Origin of the sequence: Pedobacter cryotolerans (genome assembly GCF_005116475.1) — a bacterium.
In the GTDB taxonomy this organism is placed as follows: Bacteria; Bacteroidota; Bacteroidia; order Sphingobacteriales; family Sphingobacteriaceae; genus Pedobacter; species Pedobacter cryotolerans.
In genome coordinates this window covers 18033-38437 of sequence record NZ_SWBO01000005.1, presented here as the reverse complement: position 1 = coordinate 38437, position 20405 = coordinate 18033, and the positions used below count along the sequence as shown (strand labels likewise).

Genomic DNA, 20405 nt, shown 5'->3' with positions numbered 1-20405 from the left:
TAAATGAAATTAAAGATTGGGCTATTAGCAATTGTTATGTTATTAAGTTCGAGCTTATTTGCTCAGTCTTATAAAAATGAATTTGGTTTTAAAAGTGATAACGATGCTTACCTATTTTATGGTCAAGATCGTTATTACACCAATGGATTGTTCATTTATTTTCGCCATGCTACCGACCAGCAAAAACTTGGTGGGAATTTAGAAAAATTAACCTATGAAATAACTGCTGGACAGAAAATGTTCAATGCCATATCTGGCAATGTTCCTGATCCAGCTAAACAGGATCGTCCGTTTGCAGGTTATTTATATGCTGGCGGAAACGTTAATCTATTTTACAAAAGCGAAAAAATTTTAAAAGTAGGGCTAGAAGCAGGTACTGTTGGTCCAAATTCATTAGCAGAAGATGGTCAAAAGCTTTTGCATGACCTAGTTGGTTTTTATGAAATTGATGGTTGGCAGTATCAAATTAGCAACGAATTTGCTGTAAATCTTTCTACGCAATATACTCAGCTCTTACATCGCTCTGCTAAAAAAGATGTAGATTTCTCTTTTGAAGGATACGCCAATGTTGGTACAACTTTTAGTGGCGCTGGTGCTGGAGTATTATTTAGAGCAGGAAAAATTAATCAATTATTTAATTCTGGTTATACCAACTCCGTAATTAGCAACAATGCCAAAACAGAAAAACTAGTTAAAAGAGAAACTTTCTTTTATGCCAAACCGCAATTAAACTTTGTAGCTTATGATGCCACCATACAAGGCAGCATGTTTAATAACGATAGTCCGATAACATTTGGCCGTAAACCATTAGTTTTTGCCCAGCAGCTTGGTGTTAATTACAGCACGCCACGTTTTACTTTAGATTTTGGATTGATATTTAAATCTAAAGAAGTGAAAAGTTCGGCAAAAGCAAACAAGTATGGGATGATTAGTATGTTTTATAGGTTTGGGAAATCTGGGAGCTAAACGAAATAATAAAGAACAATGAAAGTTGCTCTTTATTATTTCCCTACTTTGTAAGTTTAACTTCTTTGCTATCAATATATTGCTCAATGTATTGCTTTACTTCTGCTTTTTTATTATTATCACTAATGAAGTGATAAAGTGGCACTAAACCATCTGATGCAATGCCCATAAAACGTGCCTTTTCTTCAGTTGTACTTGAAACCCAGTTTGAAATATTTAATACCAATCTATTATTTATAGTTTCTGTTTTCAGTTTATTGAGATCACCACCAATAGAGCTATAGTATATTTTGGCAGATGAGTTTGCATTTAAGTTTTTTAAGTTAACAGGATCTAAATAGCCAGTCATCAGTCCAAAAGTATTTTTCAAGGCATATCTTTGTCCTTCCATACTAATGTTTTCTTTATCTCCTTCTGTAGCATTGGCTTGATAAACAACATCAAATTTTGCCCCAACGCTTATATTTCTTAAAACGTGTGTTCCGTACTTTTTAACTAATTGCTCAGCGTCTAGCTTACTAATATCTGTCATAAAATCATTAGTTATAAAATCATTTAACGCCGATTCATAATAAAATTCAAATCTTTTTCTGATCATATAATAAGAATAATATGCATAAACATAGTTTGAATTTGCAAAATTTGATGTAGGAAAAGAACTTTGAATGGTATTTCCGAATACCTTAAACCCTCTAGTAGCTTCAAACATATTAGACAATCTTTCAGAAAGATTTGCTGCATCTTTACCAATCACATTTTTCCAAGATGATTCAGAACTTCTAGGCATATTTATTCTATTTGTACCCGTCGCTGCATACGCAGTAACATTTAATACACTTGCTCTTACTGAAACCTCATCAACAAATTTATCAGTTACATCGTATCCATATCCTAAAAAATTATAAACATCAGATGATGGGTATAAAGGCTTAACCTCTTGCGTAGCTCCTTTAACTACCAAATCAATATCGGCTGATAGTTTCTCTTCTGGAAAAGCATTTTCATTCTGATTTTTCGTGCACGAAACAAGTGTAGCTACAAAAGCTAACAACAATAGATTTTTTTTCATGGGTATTTTTGTGTGTTTTGCAAAGCTAACAAATAAACACCCATTTGAAAAGCTCAGACTAATCAAACCCCGGCTTCTTCCTATTCTCCTTCTTCGATGAATTGATCGCCTTATTGTTTAACCTTTTTGCAATAACAGTTTTCGGAATTTTTGTTGGCTTCCGTTTTTTTTCTAATTGCAAACATTGAGTTAAAAGTTTTACAAGCTTAATCACTGTCCGCTGTTTGTTTAGTAATTGGCTTCTATCCTCTTGCGAAACGATATGCAGATTACCTTCTGAATCTAATCTATTAGCCAGCCTTTTTAATAATAAAACCTTTTCATCATCATTAAAAAGCAAAGAATTTTGTGGATTAAAAATCAGTTCTACTTTACTCGAAACTTTATTTACATTTTGCCCGCCTTTGCCTCCGCTACGCGATGTTTTAAAAGTAAGCTCTTTAATTAATTCTTCTTTAGTAGGTATCATTTTACAAAAATAAATAAATAATAAAGCAAAATCTTACATTTGTAAACTATGAGAAAAAACCTAGTTGTAGCCATAGATGGCTATTCATCGTGCGGTAAAAGCACATTGGCAAAAGCTTTGGCAAAAAAATTAGGTTTTATTTACATAGATAGTGGCGCCATGTACAGAGCTGTTACGCTTTATTTTTTGCGCAACAAAGTTGATATGACCAATCAAGCTGCTATTGATGATGCTTTACATCATATCGAATTAAATTTCCACTCTCGTGATTACGAATCTCATATTTTGTTAAACGGAGAAGAAGTTTCTGAAGAAATTAGACAAATGCCTGTTTCTGAAAACGTGAGTGAAGTATCGGCCAACAAACAAGTTCGCCATGATATGGTAAAGCAGCAACAGCGCATGGGCAAATCTAAAAACATTGTAATGGATGGCCGTGATATTGGCACAGCAGTTTTTGAAGATGCTCAGGTAAAATTTTTTATGACTGCCGATCCAAAAATTAGAGCAGAGCGCAGACATAAAGAAATGATTGCCAAAGGCGATAATTTTACAACACTCGAAGAAGTTTTTGAAAATCTAGCACATCGTGATTATGCCGATACAACTAGAAAAGAAAGTCCGCTGGTTAGAGCAGAAGATGCCATTATTTTAGACAATACAGATTTAACACAACAAGAGCAGTTAGATTTTGCATTAGAAAAAGTTAATCCGTTTTTACCTAGGGCTTAATTACTTTAAATAATCGCTAACTTTTTTACTGATGAAAGATTTTACTTTTCCCCAGGTTTGCCCTTTTAAACTAATAGGATCTTCACTTTCATCCGCATCTGCGAAATAGGTTAATGCCGAAGGCAAGGAAATTAATAACATTTGCTCGGGATATTTTTCTTTGTGGTAAGCCATCATATCAATTAGGTTAAAGTTTTTAAGCAATTCAGCCATATCCCAAAAGTCTTTTTTCTTTCCACGCCCCAAAATTGCGTTAAACTTTATTGCAATAATATCTTCTGTACTGAACATTCTCAACCCATCAGTTAAATCTAATTCTCTAATAATTTGATGAGGATAAGAAACAATATAAACCTTAACATTTTTAATAAATCCAAAAACTGCCCATTTTGCTGGCATAACTTCTGGTATAAAATCATCGCCAAACTCATTTCTCAATGCATTTATAATAAATTCTTTGTGAAATTCTATCTTATAGCAACTGAACAAATCAAGATCGATAGATAGTCGATGGCCGTATTTTAAAGACAATGCTGTACCTCCTACTAAAGCAAAATCTTTCAGTTCTGGAATGCTAAGTAAACGTTTTAGTATGGAGAGAGTTTTGGACTCAACTGTGTTGTAGTATAACATCTAAAAAGTTCTATAGGTTCACCAATTACTGCACTAGCCAAATACAAACGATGTATCGGCAAATATTTAGCCTTCATTAAAACAGTCCTAACCAAATCATCACCATAATACCTTCTGCAATTACGAATATCTTGCACATCACCGCGTTCAAAAACCCTTTCAATAATAAATGAAGCTTTTTTATCATAATCTAGTCGCTCAAAATTCACATCCCAAAAGATGCGTTTTTCAAATACCGGAATATTTTTGTTGGTTGACATAACACAAATTTACTTATTATTTTCTACTTTTAAATTTAACAGCAACAACTATGTTCAATAAATCCCTATTCAATTTTTTAGTTTTATTTGCACTAACCTTATCTTCTTGCTCTGCACAAAAAGGATGGATTAATCTTTTTAACGGTAAAGACTTAAATGATTGGACCGTAAAAATTGCCAAACACGAAGTTGGCGAAAACTATGCAAATACGTTTAGAGTTGAAGATGGTGTGATGAAAGTAAGGTATGATGGTTATGAAGATTTTAACTTCCAATACGGCCATATTCACTACAATAAACCATTCTCTTATTATTTATTAAAAATAGAATATCGCTTTGTTGGCGAGCAAGCCAAAGGTGGCGAAGGTTGGGCAACTAGAAACAGTGGTGCAATGCTGCATGGGCAAGATCCAAAAACGATGCTAAAAGATCAAGATTTTCCTATCTCTGTAGAGGCACAATTACTTGGTGGAAATGGAACAGATCTTCGACACACCAGCAATGTTTGTACACCAGGCACAACGGTTTTTCTTGATGATAAACTTTATAAAGGACATTGTTTCGAATCTAAATCAAAAACTTATGCTGGCGACCAATGGGTTACTGCAGAGTTTTTAGTTTTAGGAGATTCGTTAATTCAGCATATTTTAGATAAAGAAGTGGTTTTACAATACACTAAACCTCAAATTGGTGGTGGTAGCGTAATTAACTTCGATCCTAAAGTAAAAGAAGATGGTAAGCGCTTAACTGGCGGATATATTTCTTTGCAAAGCGAAAGCCACCCTGTTGAATTTAGAAAAGTAGCCTTGTTTGATTTAGCACCTTATGCCAATGATAAAGTTAAGCTGGAAAAAATGATTACCAAGCTAAAAGCTGAAAAATAAAACCTTCAATCTTCCCTAAAGATTAATTTTTATTTAAACTCTTTTATGAAGAAAATTTTCCTGCTTGCCCTATTTATATGGATAAGCACCTTTGCTTTCGCTCAAAAGTTCTACACTGTTGATCAAATTCCAAACCCTAAAACTAACGGACAAGATTATTTTGTAAGCAATCCTGATGGGATTTTATCAAATGTATCAGCAATGGACGAAAAACTCGTTCAATTAGAAAAAGAGACTAAAGTAGAATTTGCCATCGTTTTTGTAAAAGATTTCGAAGAAGATCAAGAAGATTTTGAATTTGCCAAAGCCATTTTTGATGAATGGGGCATCGGCAAAGCGGGTAGTAATAATGGCTTGTTATTGTTTATCGCGGCCGATAGAAGAAAATATCGTTTCATAAGTGGCGATGGAGTTGAAGGATTATTACCAGACATTGTTCTAAAACAAATTGGAGAACGAAATCTAGTTCCTGCTTTTAAAGAAAACCTATACGATGATGGTATTTTGAATGCAATTGATGAGGTTAGCAATAAATTAACCAACCCGAAAGCAAAAGCCGAAATACAGGGTTTAATTAAACAAGAAGAGCAAAAAAGCTTCGACTGGAAGTTTACATTAGGTGCTTCTGTTGCTATAATATTGCTCTTTTTTATCGTTTTTAAATTGGTGAATAAAAAAGCCAAAAAAAGTACACCGCTAACCGATAAGCCATTCAAAGCAGTTAAAACAAAAGTTATTAGCAAGAAAAATGCTAGCTCCAAAAAGAACATCAATCAAATTTTAGAAAATCAAAACGGCTACGATTCAGTTTATATTAAAGGCTGCGTTGGTATCTTCTTTTTTGTGTTTATTTCTATTTTTGTGCTCGCATTTGGAAGCGGATTCGGTCTTTTTGATAATTTCCAAATCACGCATATTCCGTACATTCTTTATGCTTTATTGGCAATCGGATTATTCTTTCGTTATTATGCTTTTGTTGGCAACTTAAGAAGAACACATTTTGATGATGAAAATTTTTTCGAGGCAGTTAAAGATTTTCATGCTAAATATTGGTGGCTAATTGTTTTTTCTCCTCCAATAATTGTAGCCTTAATTAGTCACGCCTTTAAAAAAGCAAAAACTGTAGAAAGGTTTGCTCCAATATTTGATAGCAAAAAAGAACAAATGTCTCGTTTAGATAGAGATATTAACCTAGAAGGCGAGCCTTATTTAAGTAAAGGACAAAGAAAAGAAGAGCTCATTAAAGCTTATGATTATGATATCTGGCTAAGCGAAGACCAAAGAGAACATCAAATTAAAGTTTGGCCTGCCGAAGAATTTGAAAACTACACCGAATGCCCCAAATGTAACTTTAGAACTTATCAACTCAATAAACAAGAAACAACAAAATCCCCAACTTATAGTAGTACTGGCACAGCGAAGCTAACTCATGAATGTTGTTTCTGTAACCATGTAGAGTTTATCAAATGGGTAACCTTAGCTAAACTTGTAGAGTCTAGCTCGTCATCAAGTGGTAGTTCATCTAGCAGCAGTTCATCTAGCAGTAGTGGTAGTTTTGGTGGCGGTAGCAGTAGCGGTGGTGGTGCTGGTGGTAGCTGGTAAATTATTTTTTATTTGAAAATCAGTTTCCTTAGCTTCTATTAATGTTAGCCCTGCTTTCGCTTATAGTCCTCGCTTCGTTATACTTCGCTGTGGGCTATTTAGCTCAATCTGGTTTAAAATGCAGGGCCATTGCTATTATTAACCAATAGCATAAAGCCAAAACATTTAGCGCTAAATGTTGTTAATTTTAAAATTTTTGGCTAGTTTTTAAAAGGGTTTCCTACTTTTGAGGCTTCAAATCTTTATAATTTCTAATAGCTAAAGCTTAAAATACTAAGCTAAATTCAAAAACATGACCTATAAATTCCCCCTTTTTATAATTACTTTATTGTCTTTTTCTATTGGTGCTATTGCGCAAGATATGTATAAAGTAACTGCAGATAAACTAAATGTTCGAGAAACTAAAGACCCAACAAGTAAAAAAGTAGGTTTTGTTCCACAAAACGAAAATGTGCAAGTTTTAGATTCAACTGATGCCAAATATTTTAAAGTTAAGGTAACCAATGGCGAAGGATTTGTGAGTAGCCAATACTTAACTAGGGTTTCTCCTATGCCTGCAAAAAAAGCTGATGCTCCTAAAGTTATGGTACAACAACAAACAAGCAAAGATAATTCTAAGACAATTTTTATTGCTTTTGTAGCCATTATTATGTTAGGCTCATTATTTATAATTTTTAAATTTTTAAATAATAAAGTTTTAATGGTTTTGGCCACATGTGTAGTTTTAGCAGTTGGTTATTTAAGCTATTTAACTTTTATCGTAGAAAAATCTGTTGCTGGTAAATACTTAAACCATGGCGACGGCGATTATAATTCATTTGAGTTTAAGGCAAACAACGTTATTATTGAAGACGCTTACATGGATACCTTAATTACAACCAAATACACGGTTGAAGGCGATATCATTAAATTCAAACAGCAAGAAAATACGATCATGTTGTTAATGAGAGATGACAATACGCTAGTTGGCGAAGGTTTTACCAGAGGGACTTTTACTAAGCAGTAGATTTTAATCAAAGGTAATAGGGATAAACACAGATTTACGCCATAACGGTTTTTAATTTTAGCACAGGTTTTGCATTTTAAACCCGGTTGTAGCGAGCACGAAGTTGAGGTACGAAGCGAGTAAAGCGAAAAACGGGACTAACCTTAAAAAAAGCTAAGTTTTTGCTTTTCTAATAAATAAATTTCTGATAAATTATAAAAACCACCCCGCCCTTCAGGCACCCCTCCGAGGGAGGGGAATTATAAATAGCTTAATATCAGCAACATTTATTAAAAAAAACTTTCCTTTTAAAAAAGAAATTTCTACCTTTGCAGTCCCTAAATAGGGAACAAAGGAGATTATTAATTAATGGCTAAAAAACAAGTAGCAGAAAAAGAACTAGAGGCAACAAATGCCGAACTACAAGGTGCAGACGCTCGTCTAACCGAGAAAGAAACAATTGAGTCAGAAGCTGATTCGGTTTCTATCGAACAAATCAAATCATCTTTAGCAACACCAGATCAGGATTTTGATTGGGATGCAGATGATAAAGTATTTGGTAACTACAGTGACGCAGACCGTAAAAAGTTTGAAGATATGTACACAGATACTTTCAACCAAATCACACAAGGCGAAATCATTAGTGGTATCGTTGTGTCTATCAACAACAAAGACGTAGTATTAAACGTAGGTTTCAAATCTGACGGTTTAGTTTCTACTTCAGAGTTTAGAGATACACCTGATTTGAAAATTGGCGATTCAGTGGATGTTTTCGTAGAAGCTCCAGAAGATGCGAATGGTCAGTTGATTTTATCTCGCAAGAGAGCAAAAACACAACGTTCTTGGGAAACCATCAACGCTGCGCTTGACAATGATACCATTATTAATGGTTTCGTGAAAAGCCGTACTAAAGGTGGTTTAATTGTTGACATTATGGGTGTAGAAGCTTTCTTACCTGGATCTCAAATTGACATTAAACCTATCCGTGATTACGATGTTTACGTTGGTAAAACAATGGAATTCAAAGTTGTAAAAATCAACCACGAATTTAAAAACGTTGTAGTATCTCACAAAATCTTAATTGAAGACGATTTAGAAAGCCAAAAAGTTGAAATCGTTTCTAAATTAGAAAAAGGTCAAGTATTAGAAGGTACTGTTAAAAACATTACTGATTTCGGTGTGTTCATCGATTTAGGTGGTGTTGATGGTTTACTTCACATTACTGATATTTCTTGGGGCCGCATAGAGCATCCAAAAGAAGTATTGTCATTAGACGAAAAAATCAACGTTGTTGTTTTAGACTTTGATGATGAGAAAAAACGTATCGCTTTAGGTTTAAAACAATTAACTCCTCACCCTTGGGAAAATTTAGATACTAACTTAGCTGTTGGTTCTAAAGTTAAAGGTAAAATTGTTACTGTTGCAGATTACGGTGCTTTCTTAGAAATCATTCCAGGTGTTGAAGGTTTAATCCACGTTTCAGAAATGAGCTGGTCACAAAACTTACGTTCACCTCAAGAATTCTTGAAAGTTAACGACGAGATCGAAGCTGAAGTTTTAACTTTAGACAGAGATGAGCGTAAAATGAGCTTAGGTATTAAACAATTAACTCAAGATCCTTGGGGAGCTGTTGCAGAAAGATATCAAATTGGCAGCAAACACCAAGCTGTAGTTAAAAACATGACTAACTTCGGTGTATTTGTTGAAATTGAAGAAGGAATTGACGGATTAATCCACATTTCTGACTTATCTTGGAGCAAAAAAGTTAATCACCCTAACGAGTTTACTAAAGTTGGTGATACATTAGATGTTGTTGTTTTAGAACTTGATGTTGAAAACCGCAAATTATCTTTAGGTCACAAACAATTAGAAGAAAACCCTTGGGATACTTTCGAAACTATCTTTACCCTTGATTCAGTTCATACAGGTACAGTAGTTAAAGTAACTGATAAAGGTGCTGTTATTGCTTTACCTTATGGTGTAGAAGGTTTCGTACCTACTAAACACATGGCTAAAGAAGACGGTTCTGTAATCAAAGCTGAAGAAACCAATGAATTTAAAATCATTGAGTTTAACAAAGATGCTAAACGTATCGTTGTATCTCACGCCCGTATTTGGGAAGAGGCTAAAGCTGAAGTTGCTGCTGAAGAAAGAGCTACTAAAAAGAAAGAAGCTAAAGCTTCTGTAAGTGCAGTTAAAAAAGTGAAAGATTCTGTAGAGAAATCTACATTAGGTGATCTTAGCGTTCTTGCTCAATTAAAAGAGCAAATGGAAGGCGAAGAAAGCAAAAACAAAAAATAAGCTTTTTAACTAGCTAATACATTTAATCCCGATAGGCAAATGCTTATCGGGATTTTTTTTGTGTTTAGAGGCTCGTCATTGCGAAGGAGATTTTTCATCGACTGCGGCAATCTCCTTTTCAGTTTAACCTCACCCTATGAGCGTTTTGTTGTTTAGCTTCTGTCCAATGCACTCCCTCTTCCGCCGCGGCGGAGAAAAAAAGTAACTGCGTTTAATCACTTGCTTTAACAAGGTGAGGTTTCGGTTCTTTGTCATTCCGAGCTTGCGAGGAATCTGTTTTTATTTATCAAACCATATAAGAAATATAAGTTCATTGAAGCTCTGTCTTATATTTCCTTAAATGCCTTATATGGTAAATATTAGAAAACGAATGTTAATGCTCATCGCTTACTTCTGCCCCGCTTTTCTTACAAGTCCCGATAAATCGGGAGCTTTTCATCCAATCGGGTTTATAATTGAAAGCTAGTGATGCTTGGCAACATTTCCGTTCAATAGTATAAACCTCACCCTATCAACGTTTTGTAGTAAAAGCTCTGTCTTCGCAGTCCCTCTTCCGCCGCGGCGGAGAGACAAAGGAACTGTTTTAAACCACTAGCTTTAACAGGGTGAGGTTTTGTTTCTTTGTCATTCAGAGCGATGCGAAGAATCTCGTTGTTATATGCATAAACTAATCACTTTTAATGCATCAAGTTTATTTTTCTTATTTTTGAAAATCAAACCTAATCCAATGAAAAAAGTAGCTTTCCTCTTTTTAATTATAGCTTTAAATGTAAACATTTCTGCGCAAGAAATAAATATCATTCCGAAACCTGCGCAAATTGACAAAAGTGACTTTCCAGATTTCATTATTGATAATGAAACCTCCTTATATATTTCAAGCGAAGATGCCAGAAATGCTGCAGAATATTTTGCTAATTATTTAGAAAAATATTACAAACTTAAACTTTCTATAGTAACCTCAACAGAAGGAAATTCAAATAAAAGGATACAATTTGTCACTGACAAAAAGATTTACAAAAAAGCTGATCAATACTTCTTAATGGTTTTAACAAATACCATAAATCTTGGCTCATCATCTCCAAAAGATTTATTTTATGGAGTTCAAAGTCTAATACAACTTCTTCCTAACCAAGTAAATTCGAAATTAATTATACCTAGTGTTCAAATTGTAGACTTTCCCCGTTTCGACTACCGTGGCATGCATCTCGATGTTAGTCGTCATTTTTTTGATGTAGCAACGGTTAAAAAATACATCGATTACCTCGCTTTGCATAAAATGAATTATTTTCATTGGCATTTAACAGATGATCATGGTTGGAGAATAGAGATTAAAAAATATCCTAAACTAACCGAAGTTGGCGCTTGGAGAAATGGCAGCATTGTAGGCTTATGGCCAGGCAAAGGAAATGAAAATATCAAATATCAGGTTTTACCTAACGATGTAAAAATTACACCTGCAAATGCAACTATTAAAACAGACGGCATTAAACATGGTGGCTATTACACACAAGAAGAAATCAAGGACGTAATTGATTATGCCGCTAAAAGATACATTACCATCATCCCTGAAATTGAAATGCCTGCACATAGTATGGCAGCTTTGGCTGCCTACCCAGAATTTGGTACAGACCCAACAAGTGGTTATAAAGTAGCCGAAAGTTGGGGAATGATGAATAAATACAATAATGTTTTTGCGCCTACTGAAAAAACTTTTAAATTTTTAGAAGATGTTTTAACTGAAGTAATGGATTTATTCCCGTCGCAATACATCCACATTGGAGGCGATGAAGCCTCGAAAATTTGGTGGAGAAAAGATGCAGCCACACAACAAATGATGAAAGCAAATAACCTGAAAGACGAAAGTGCATTACAAAGTTATTTCATTAATCGCATCGAGAAATTTGTAAACAGCAAAGGGAAAACCATTATAGGCTGGGATGAGATTTTAGATGGTGGCCTTGCGCCAAATGCTGTAGTAATGAGTTGGCGTGGTGAAAAAGGTGGCATCGCGGCAGCAAAAATAAAGCAAAAAGTAATTATGACACCAGAAGAAAAGCTATATCTAAATCATAAACAATTTATGAATGATGATAGCTTGGCTGCAAATAAATTTTTACCTCTAGAAACAGTTTACAACTACGAACCTGTTCCAGCTGAATTGAATGCCGAACAAGCCAAATACATTTGGGGAGCTCAAGGAAATCTATGGTCGGAATATATTGCAAACCCTGCTAAAATAGAATACATGTTGTTTCCTAGAATGGATGCTTTGAGCGAAATTTTATGGAGCCCAAAGGGAAATAAAAACTATCCAGATTTTTTAAGAAGGTTGAAAACTCAGTTTAAACGTTATGATTTGATGGGAATAACTTACAGCAAAAGGTACCTAAACCCAAACCCTTAAAGAAGCTTAGACCTATATAAGTAATGATGTTAAAAGTGTTGGAAGCATTAAAAAATTAAACACATAGTGACATAGTTCACCTAGCACATAATGTTCAAAGCTGTTTTTTCTATATACCTATGTGGTAATAACAGATGCCTTGTTCTCAGTATTTGCATCGATAACCGCTAGCCGATAGTTTGAATTTTTAATTAGTTTACGACTATTGTAATTTTTGAGCTTCATTGCTTACTAACTGTACAAATTAAACAGTTTAACATGAGCAAAATGGAAAATAAAAATTCAAAAGTCGGCTTAACTGCATTTCTTATCATAATCTTAGCTACTACAGAAATGCATCCAATACTTAAATACATCATGTTGTTAATCGCAACAATATCCTTTATTATAACCACTACACAAATTTACGAAGAGTTCAAAGCAACAAGGAAATCTTTAAAGTCTAAAGAATAATGACAGAAAAGGCTTATCTCCAAAAAATTGAAGAACATAAAGGGATTATACTAAAGGTGGTAAATCTTTATGCTGATGATTTAGAGGACAGAAAAGATTTATATCAGGAAATTGTTTTTCAAAGTTGGAGTGCTTACGAAAGGTTTGAAGGTAATGCTAAATTTTCTACTTGGTTATACAGAATTAGTTTAAACGTTGCCCTAACCTACTTAAACAAAAGAAAAAAGGCATCATCTATCAAAGAAAATACTTTTCCAGAAATTTCTTCAGAACCTAAAGAATTGTCGGAACAGGCTGATTTTTTATACCGAGCTATAAAACAATTAGCCGAAATAGATCGGAGTATAATTATGCTGCATCTAGATGGTTTCGACAATACCGAAATTAGCGAGATGATGGGACTTTCAAAAACAAACACTAACGTTAAGTTACATCGTATTAAACAACAATTAACAACAATCTTAAATAAAAAATAGCATGGACTTACAACAAGAGTGGCAAAATATGAATGTTGAATTTACAGCCAAAGACCAAACACCAGCAATTGCAACTTTTAAATTTGATACCCGATCTCATAGTTTACTTGGAGACATATTGTTTAAATTAAAATGGAAGCTGAGATGGATAAGAATAATTAACATCCAAATGCTTATTGCAGCATTATTTGTTAAAAACGACTTACAATTTTTATTAATAGCTGTATTTATTACTTACGAAATGTGTAGATTTTTTGGGCAAAGAGAGTTTCAAAAGATTAAAACTGCAATAGATTTCAATTCTACTACTAAACAAGTTTTAGCAGACAATCTAAAATCAATACAACGTATTTTAAGAATGGAAAATCTTTTTGGCTATGCCTTTTTGCCAATAATTGGGCCAATTGGTTGGATAGCCTATAAATTGTATGTACATCAAAATCTAGAAACTGTTATCGGCTTGCCTAACCTTAGTTGGCAGTTGTTTTTTTGCATGTTGTTTAGTATTCCATTTATTTTTATCGCTCAAAAAATGAATGATAGCATTTTTAAGGAACCTATTAAAGCCTTAGAAAGTAAAATAGAAGAATTGAATGACTAATTGAGAAACTATCCATCTAATGAACGATTTGAAGTAAAGCTTGTATTTGAAAAGCACCAGGCGTAATTCCTACAATCTTTTTAAATGCCCTGATAAAATAATTAGAATCGCTAAATCCAAGTTCATAACTAATCGCAGCTATTTTAGCGCCTGGTTTTGCTAATAACTCTTTTGCTTTGCTCATTTTTTCGGCCAAAATATAGTCATTCGGACTAATCCCTAATTCACGCTTAAACAAACGGTAAAACGTAGCTTTACTCATGCAGGCTTTGCTGCTTAAATTATCGATACTTATTTTCTGATTTAGGTTATTTTTGATATAGCCAATTACATAAGCCAAAGGATTATGGTTGAGATTATAATGCTCATCATTTATCGTTTTTAAGTTCTGACTTTGCATAATTCTAATTAAAAGCTCCTTTAATGTTAAATCGGCAAGCACATCTTTTTCCATTGACTTTTCGGAACAAATTCTGATAACTTTGTTAATCAAATAAGCAATTTCTTCGTTGTTATAAAAATGATATTCATCGTAATTTAACAACCATTTACTTTTACTATCCTCTTTCGGGAAAAATTCGTTCAGGTAGCTGATCGTTTTTTTAATCTGATCGTTATCAATAGCTAATGCAATACATTGTGTTGGATTTAAATCAGATGCTTCTGGAAAATCAATTTTCATGGTTACATCAGGCGGCACAATAACCGTTTCTCCTGGCATATAATCAAACCCCTGTTTATCAAACAAATGCATTACCTTTTTACCTCGCAACATACTGGTAATCACAAAATCGTTAAAAGTTAATGGCACTTTAAACGATGGCGTGTAAGTTTCAAAAACACTCAACTCACAACGTTCTAAAGTATATGCGGTTCTATTTTCTACTAGCGTTTGCAAATTTTCAGCTTTGCTTAAGCTCACTTGATTTAATGTATGCTGCATATCATTAATATGATTTGGTTAGCTATCAACGTATTACTCAAATATAACTTTATTTCGTAAAGGTTACATTCAATGCAACTATAATGCTACTAGATGAAACGATTTTACTATCTCTGGGGTAGCGTTTGCCATTAGGTTTGTATTAACCAAATCTTAAATAACATGGAAAATTTAGTAAAACGACCAGAATTTAAATCGCATTACGACAATTACATTGGAGGTAAATTTGTTGCTCCCGTAAACGGAAAATACTTTGATAACATATCTCCAATTGATGGAAAAGTATTTACAAAAGCAGCTCATTCATCAAAAGAAGACTTAGTATTAGCTGTTGATGCAGCACACGAAGCTTTTAAAACATGGAGCAAAACCTCGCCAACTGAAAGAAGCATCATCTTAAATAAAATCGCACAGCGGATGGAAGATAACTTAGAATATCTTGCCACTGTTGAAACCATTGACAATGGAAAAGCAATTAGAGAAACCTTAGCAGCAGATTTACCATTAGGTATTGATCACTTCAGATATTTCGCTGGCGTTATTCGTGCCGAAGAAGGTTCGCATACCGAATTAGACGAACATACTGTTTCTTTAATAGTTCAAGAACCACTTGGTGTAGTTGCTCAAATTATCCCATGGAATTTTCCTTTATTAATGGGTATTTGGAAATTGGCTCCTGCTTTAGCTGCTGGTAATTGTGTAGTATTAAAACCTGCAGAAAGCACACCAACCTCTATTATGGTTTTAATGGAATTAATTGGCGATTTATTGCCTCCAGGTGTAATTAACGTAGTAAATGGCTTTGGTGCAGAATTAGGTCGCCATTTGGTAACTAACCCTAAGGTAAATAAAGCAGCGTTTACGGGATCCACTCCTACTGGCCGTTTAGTGATGCAATACGCAACTGAAAATATCATTCCGGTTACATTAGAATTAGGCGGAAAATCACCAAATATATTCTTTAGCTCTGTAATGGATCATGATGATGCATTTTTAGACAAAGCTGTAGAAGGTGCTGTAATGTTTGCATTAAATCAGGGCGAAATTTGTACCTGCCCTTCTCGTTTACTGGTACAAGAAGATATTTACGAGAAATTTATAGCCAAAGTAATCGAAAGAACCGAAGCTATTAAAATTGGCAGCCCGTTAGACCGTACAGTGATGATGGGTGCACAAGCATCGAAAATCCAATACGAAAAAATTGCAGCCTACATTAAATTAGGGAAAGAAGAAGGTGCAGAGCTATTAACTGGAGGCGAAGTAAACCACTTAGAAGGCGAGCTTGCAACAGGCTACTACATTAAACCAACCATTTTTAAAGGTCACAACAAAATGCGTATCTTCCAAGAAGAGATTTTTGGGCCAGTATTAGCAGTAACAACTTTTAAAACTGTAGAAGAAGCTATTGAAATTGCAAACGATACACTATATGGTTTAGGAGCGGGGGTTTGGACACGTGATGCGCATGAACTTTATCAGGTACCAAGGGCAGTACAAGCTGGCAGAGTTTGGGTTAACCAGTATCACTCGTATCCTGCTGGAGCACCATTTGGTGGTTATAAACAATCTGGTATTGGCAGAGAAAATCATAAAATGATGTTAGGTCATTATCGCCAAACTAAAAATATGCTGATTTCTTATGATAAAAATAAATTAGGTTTCTTTTGATATAGAGAAATTGTCAGCCTGAGCATGTCGAAGGAATAAACGAATGGTCTACGACTACCTGCCGCGGGTGCCCAATATCATTAAGTTAAGCGTTTAGGGCGCTCGTCCTTGCGAGGGAAGTGCAGCGACGAAGCAATCTTTCACACAGTTTTGCACCTTAATAGCCTAAATGCAAAATAGATTGCTTCTGATGTTCAGATTGAAACTAATTTTTAATGTTAGGCAATTAATAATACATCATTTATGGTAAAAAGATTAGATGCTACAGAAAAAGCAATATCCCTAATTAAAGAACTAAAAGTAACGCATGGCGAATTGATGTTTTACCAAGCTGGCGGATGCTGTGAAGGCACTCAACCTCAATGTTTTGAAAAAGGCGGCTATTATATGAGAATGAATGATGCCTGTATTGGAGAAATTGAAGGCTGTGAGTTTTGGGTAGATAGAGATTTATTCGAATACTGGAAATATTCGCACTTTAACCTTGATGTTTTGGATGGTTTTGGCGTAGGTGGCTTTTCTTTAGAAACTCCATTAAATAAAACATTTAAAATACACTACACGCTCTTTAACGAAGAGGAGTTAAAAAACTTAACTCCGATAAAACGAGAAGGAGAATAAGCTTTATTTTTGGTTTGATTAGAGCCGGTTAGACATTGTTTAGCTGGCTTTTTGTTTTTTAACCATCACGATGTTAAAAAATATTGGTAAGGATCAAAAATTAATCTAATCTTTGAATGGAAATTAGAACTATGCGAAAAATATTGGCCATCATTTGCACTTTAATTACGCTTTATGCATTAAAGGAAACCTTTATCATTTTTACCAACAATGAAGTAGAGATTGTTAAGCAAAGACCGATTTTGATCATCATATCGTTAAGTATAAGCTTGCCATTGGCATTATTGTCTTTGTGGCTTTGGAAACCGAAAACAAAAATCAAAACTGATTAGGAAATTTGACAACAAAAATCGCCAAAGTTCCGAAGTAACATGACATTAGCCGAATATGTAAAGAAAAGAAATGGAGTTCCTATCGGACATCCTCAATCATTAGCTAAAAATTTATACCGAGCTCTTGGCGCTAAAAACTTCTCCTCATTTTGGAACTTTTGGAATCCAATATTTGGATACTATCTTGGCAAAAAAATATTTAAGCCAATAAAGCATTTTTTACCAACAAGTATTTCTCTAATCGTAACCTTTGTGTTTTGCGGACTAATTCATGATACTGTTACCCTACTTTTTCGTGGACAAACATCTTTCCTATTTTCTTGCTGGTTTTTAATTATGGGAACAGTTGTTTTAATCAGTAATTATTTTAAACAAGATTTAGCTCAACATCGTTGGATTATTCGTTCTATATCTAATCTGTTTATTATGCTGATCAGCCTCTGTTTTGCTTATTTTTTAAGCAGATCCTTAAATATAAATTTATCATTTTTAAGCTAGTTAACCTAAAAATTTACTTTTCAATCCTGGAGTAGGCACCCAGCAGCTTTCTTGTTTGCCAAACCAATTATACCTGTTTTTTGCAATATAACTGTAAACTCCATCTCTTATAAATGGAGGCACAACAATAAACCCATAAAGTAATGGCCAAAGTCCAGTTAGTTTTCTGGCTACTCTTAGAGCTGCCGTAGAGCGTTGGTAAACTTTCTCTCCTTCTAATAACACGAAACTATTGCCTTCGCTAGGTTCAATGTTAAATGGTTTTAACTTTTGGTTGGCGTAATCACTCTGCAAAGAAGCGAATCGAAAAACGTTGCTTTTATCTCTTTCAATGGTAAATTGTACTGCCCTATTACAGAGATTACAAAGTCCATCGAAAAAAATAATATCATTTCCATTCATAATTTTAAAGTTACAGCTTAAAAATGTATTATTGAAAGCAATATCATATTGTTGCTTAATTCTGTTCAAAGTATATTAATACTTAATTATTTTATAATGCAAAAATGCTTTTCGCTCTTCTTTATTTTTATCCTTAGTCTTTCAGCTTTAGCCCAAAACCAAAAAAGAGCTCGAGATTACGGAATTAAAATTGGTGTAATGGCGCCAGGCAAATTCAACAGCATAACTGATGTTTCTGGGGTAACGGTTGGGCATACCACTTTGATCAAAGGAGATTCTGTTAGAACTGGAGCAACTGCAATTATACCTCATTCGGGCAATGTTTTTCAGCAAAAAGTACCTGCAGCTGTATTTGTAGCTAATGGTTTTGGCAAACTTGCCGGTAGCACTCAAATTATGGAGCTAGGTAACTTGGAAACGCCGATTGTTTTAACAAATACCATGAATGTTGCTACAGCAATGGATGCCTTAATTACTTATTCTTTAGCACAAAGTGGAAATGAAAATATACGTTCTGTAAATGCAGTAGTTGGCGAAACTAATGATAGTTTTTTAAATGACATCAAAGGCCGCCATGTTTCTACTGCTGATGTGTTACAAGCTTTGGCAAATGCAAAAAATGGAATAGTTGAAGAAGGAAATGTTGGTGCGGGTACAGGGACAATCTGTTTTAGTTACAAAGGTGGCATTGGCACCTCATCCCGAAAATTACCCAAGAGTTTGGGCGGTTACACCATAGGAGTTTTAGTACAGACAAATTTTGGCGGAGTATTACAAATTAATGGCGTAAATATTGGCAAAGAATTAGGTAAATTCGATTTTAGCAATCAATTGTTAAACAATGTTGATGGCTCTTGCATGATCATTGTAGCAACAGATGCACCTTTAGACAGTAGAAATTTAGAACGATTAGCTAAAAGGGCTTTTTTAGGTTTAGGTAAAACTGGAGGAATTGCCTCAAATGGTAGCGGCGATTATGTTATTGCATTCTCAACTGCCGAAAATCTTCGGGTTGCACATAGTCCTAAAGAAAAAGTAAATCAAAACAACACTTTACACAACGATTACACCTCTCCCATTTTTATGGCAGCTATAGAAGCTACAGAAGAAGCCATCATTAACTCACTATTTGCAGGCAAAAATATGCAAGGCTATAAAGGCAATGTTGTAGAAGGCTTACCTATAGAAAAAGTATTATCTATCCTAAAAAAACACAATAACATCAATTAATGAAAGCTAAATTTATCTCCATCAACAATCAGTTATTTTTAGAAGAAGAAGCTAAAATCCATGTTTCAGATTTATCAGTACAAAGAGGTTTTGGTATTTTTGATTTTTTAAAAACCATTAACGGCAAACCTATCTTTATTGAAGATCATTTTAACAGATTTTATAATTCTGCAAAAGAATTAAATATCACTGTTCCCTACAGCAAGGAGAATTTATTTAAAGCGATAAACGATTTAATGGAAGGAAACAACCTTCCAAATTCAGGTTTAAAAATTATACTTACCGGAGGATTTTCTGCAGATGGTTATTTAATGGCTGAACCGAACCTAATTATTACGCAAACTCCTTTTAAACTTGATGAAACTAGTTTTGATAGAGGAATGCGTTTAATTACTTACAACCATCAGCGACAATTAGCCAACGTTAAAACGATAGATTATTTACAAGCCATCCGTTTGCAACCTTTGGTAAAACAACAATTGGCTGATGATATCCTTTACCACCAGGATGGCTCAGTTAGAGAATGCCCAAGAGCAAACTTTTTTATGGTTAAAGGCAAAACAATTAGCACACCTAAAACATCCATTTTATGGGGAATTACACGTAGTAAAATTTTAAACTTTAATATAGATGGCTATAAAATTTTAGCCGAAGATTTTACACTAGATGATGTTAAAAATGCTGATGAAGCCTTTATTACCAGCTCTACTAAAAATGTAATGCCCATTTTAAATATTGATGGTAAAGATGTAGGAGATGGCAAAGTTGGTGCAGTTACAAGTTTAATTAAAGATGAATTTAAATCACTATTACAAAAGGTGATGGCTTAACGAATTGCAAATTCCAACATTTCAACTTTACAACATTAAAACATTT

The 20405-nt window shown here is 34.2% G+C and carries 22 protein-coding genes; 16 read left to right on the top strand and 6 right to left on the bottom strand.

What is annotated here, in order from left to right; translation table 11 throughout:
- Window positions 1-3: 3 nt before the first annotated feature.
- Window positions 4-966 (top strand): lipid A deacylase LpxR family protein, encoded by a 963-nt coding sequence (locus FA045_RS10230; protein WP_136876981.1) that lies wholly within the window; start codon window positions 4-6, stop codon window positions 964-966.
- A 43-nt stretch (window positions 967-1009) separates the two neighbouring features.
- Here FA045_RS10230 and FA045_RS10225 read toward each other — a convergent pair whose 3' ends face one another.
- A complete protein-coding gene (locus FA045_RS10225; RefSeq protein WP_136876980.1) occupies window positions 1010-2035 on the bottom strand; it encodes an MAC/perforin domain-containing protein in 1026 nt (341 codons plus the stop codon).
- A gap of 58 nt (window positions 2036-2093) precedes the next feature.
- On the bottom strand, window positions 2094-2504 hold the full coding sequence (arfB, locus tag FA045_RS10220; RefSeq protein WP_136876979.1) for an alternative ribosome rescue aminoacyl-tRNA hydrolase ArfB: 411 nt from the start codon (window positions 2502-2504) through the stop codon (window positions 2094-2096).
- Window positions 2505-2552: 48 nt separating this feature from the next.
- Between arfB and cmk the strand changes: the two genes are divergently transcribed.
- Window positions 2553-3236, top strand: coding sequence for a (d)CMP kinase (cmk, locus tag FA045_RS10215; protein WP_136876978.1), 684 nt, complete (start codon window positions 2553-2555; stop codon window positions 3234-3236).
- On the opposite strand, the gene FA045_RS10210 is transcribed toward cmk, so the two are convergent.
- Complete coding sequence (locus FA045_RS10210; RefSeq protein WP_136876977.1) at window positions 3237-3869, bottom strand: nucleotidyl transferase AbiEii/AbiGii toxin family protein; 633 nt, start codon at window positions 3867-3869, stop codon at window positions 3237-3239.
- Window positions 3824-4129: a DUF6922 domain-containing protein gene (locus tag FA045_RS10205; RefSeq protein ID WP_136876976.1), complete on the bottom strand. Its 306-nt coding sequence runs from the start codon at window positions 4127-4129 to the stop codon at window positions 3824-3826. The genes FA045_RS10210 and FA045_RS10205 overlap by 46 nt, the downstream gene beginning before the upstream one ends.
- A 50-nt stretch (window positions 4130-4179) precedes the next feature.
- Here FA045_RS10205 and FA045_RS10200 point away from each other — a divergent pair, with 50 nt between their 5' ends.
- From FA045_RS10200 to FA045_RS10165, 8 genes are all read left to right on the top strand, one after another.
- The gene (locus FA045_RS10200; protein WP_136876975.1) at window positions 4180-5013 is read left to right on the top strand and encodes a 3-keto-disaccharide hydrolase; all 834 of its coding nucleotides are present in this window, start codon (window positions 4180-4182) and stop codon (window positions 5011-5013) included.
- 45 nt (window positions 5014-5058) lie between these two features.
- Window positions 5059-6615, top strand: coding sequence for a TPM domain-containing protein (locus FA045_RS10195; protein ID WP_136876974.1), 1557 nt, complete (start codon window positions 5059-5061; stop codon window positions 6613-6615).
- Window positions 6616-6907: 292 nt separating this feature from the next.
- On the top strand, window positions 6908-7621 hold the full coding sequence (locus FA045_RS10190) for an SH3 domain-containing protein (protein ID WP_136876973.1): 714 nt from the start codon (window positions 6908-6910) through the stop codon (window positions 7619-7621).
- 348 nt (window positions 7622-7969) lie between these two features.
- Entirely contained in the window at window positions 7970-9901 is a 1932-nt protein-coding gene (rpsA, locus tag FA045_RS10185) for a 30S ribosomal protein S1 (protein WP_136876972.1), read from the top strand.
- A gap of 727 nt (window positions 9902-10628) precedes the next feature.
- A complete protein-coding gene (locus tag FA045_RS10180) occupies window positions 10629-12305 on the top strand; it encodes a beta-N-acetylhexosaminidase (protein ID WP_136876971.1) in 1677 nt (558 codons plus the stop codon).
- A 258-nt stretch (window positions 12306-12563) separates the two neighbouring features.
- Window positions 12564-12758: a hypothetical protein gene (locus FA045_RS10175; protein WP_136876970.1), complete on the top strand. Its 195-nt coding sequence runs from the start codon at window positions 12564-12566 to the stop codon at window positions 12756-12758.
- On the top strand, window positions 12758-13234 hold the full coding sequence (locus FA045_RS10170; protein ID WP_136876969.1) for an RNA polymerase sigma factor: 477 nt from the start codon (window positions 12758-12760) through the stop codon (window positions 13232-13234). Before FA045_RS10175 ends, FA045_RS10170 begins: the two co-directional genes overlap by 1 nt.
- Before the next feature lies 1 nt (window position 13235).
- Complete coding sequence (locus FA045_RS10165) at window positions 13236-13835, top strand: hypothetical protein (RefSeq protein WP_136876968.1); 600 nt, start codon at window positions 13236-13238, stop codon at window positions 13833-13835.
- A gap of 16 nt (window positions 13836-13851) precedes the next feature.
- Here the strand turns inward: FA045_RS10165 and FA045_RS10160 are convergent, their stop codons facing one another.
- Complete coding sequence (locus tag FA045_RS10160) at window positions 13852-14778, bottom strand: AraC family transcriptional regulator (protein WP_136876967.1); 927 nt, start codon at window positions 14776-14778, stop codon at window positions 13852-13854.
- Between the two features lie 162 nt (window positions 14779-14940).
- On the opposite strand from FA045_RS10160, the gene FA045_RS10155 reads away from it, so the two are divergent.
- From FA045_RS10155 to FA045_RS10140, 4 genes are all read left to right on the top strand, one after another.
- Window positions 14941-16446, top strand: a complete 1506-nt coding sequence (locus FA045_RS10155; RefSeq protein WP_136876966.1) for an aldehyde dehydrogenase family protein — start codon at window positions 14941-14943, stop codon at window positions 16444-16446.
- A 243-nt stretch (window positions 16447-16689) separates the two neighbouring features.
- Window positions 16690-17067 carry a DUF779 domain-containing protein gene (locus FA045_RS10150; protein ID WP_136876965.1) on the top strand — a complete coding sequence of 126 codons (378 nt, stop codon included), beginning with the start codon at window positions 16690-16692 and terminating at the stop codon, window positions 17065-17067.
- 116 nt (window positions 17068-17183) lie between these two features.
- Entirely contained in the window at window positions 17184-17399 is a 216-nt protein-coding gene (locus FA045_RS10145) for a hypothetical protein (RefSeq protein ID WP_136876964.1), read from the top strand.
- Between the two features lie 39 nt (window positions 17400-17438).
- Window positions 17439-17897 (top strand): acyltransferase, encoded by a 459-nt coding sequence (locus tag FA045_RS10140; protein WP_136876963.1) that lies wholly within the window; start codon window positions 17439-17441, stop codon window positions 17895-17897.
- Here the strand turns inward: FA045_RS10140 and FA045_RS10135 are convergent, their stop codons facing one another.
- Window positions 17898-18368 (bottom strand): thiol-disulfide oxidoreductase DCC family protein, encoded by a 471-nt coding sequence (locus tag FA045_RS10135; protein ID WP_225871317.1) that lies wholly within the window; start codon window positions 18366-18368, stop codon window positions 17898-17900.
- A 27-nt stretch (window positions 18369-18395) separates the two neighbouring features.
- On the opposite strand from FA045_RS10135, the gene FA045_RS10130 reads away from it, so the two are divergent.
- Window positions 18396-19529: a DmpA family aminopeptidase gene (locus tag FA045_RS10130; RefSeq protein WP_136876962.1), complete on the top strand. Its 1134-nt coding sequence runs from the start codon at window positions 18396-18398 to the stop codon at window positions 19527-19529.
- Window positions 19529-20359, top strand: a complete 831-nt coding sequence (locus tag FA045_RS10125; protein WP_136876961.1) for an aminotransferase class IV — start codon at window positions 19529-19531, stop codon at window positions 20357-20359. Before FA045_RS10130 ends, FA045_RS10125 begins: the two co-directional genes overlap by 1 nt.
- Window positions 20360-20405: the final 46 nt, after the last annotated feature.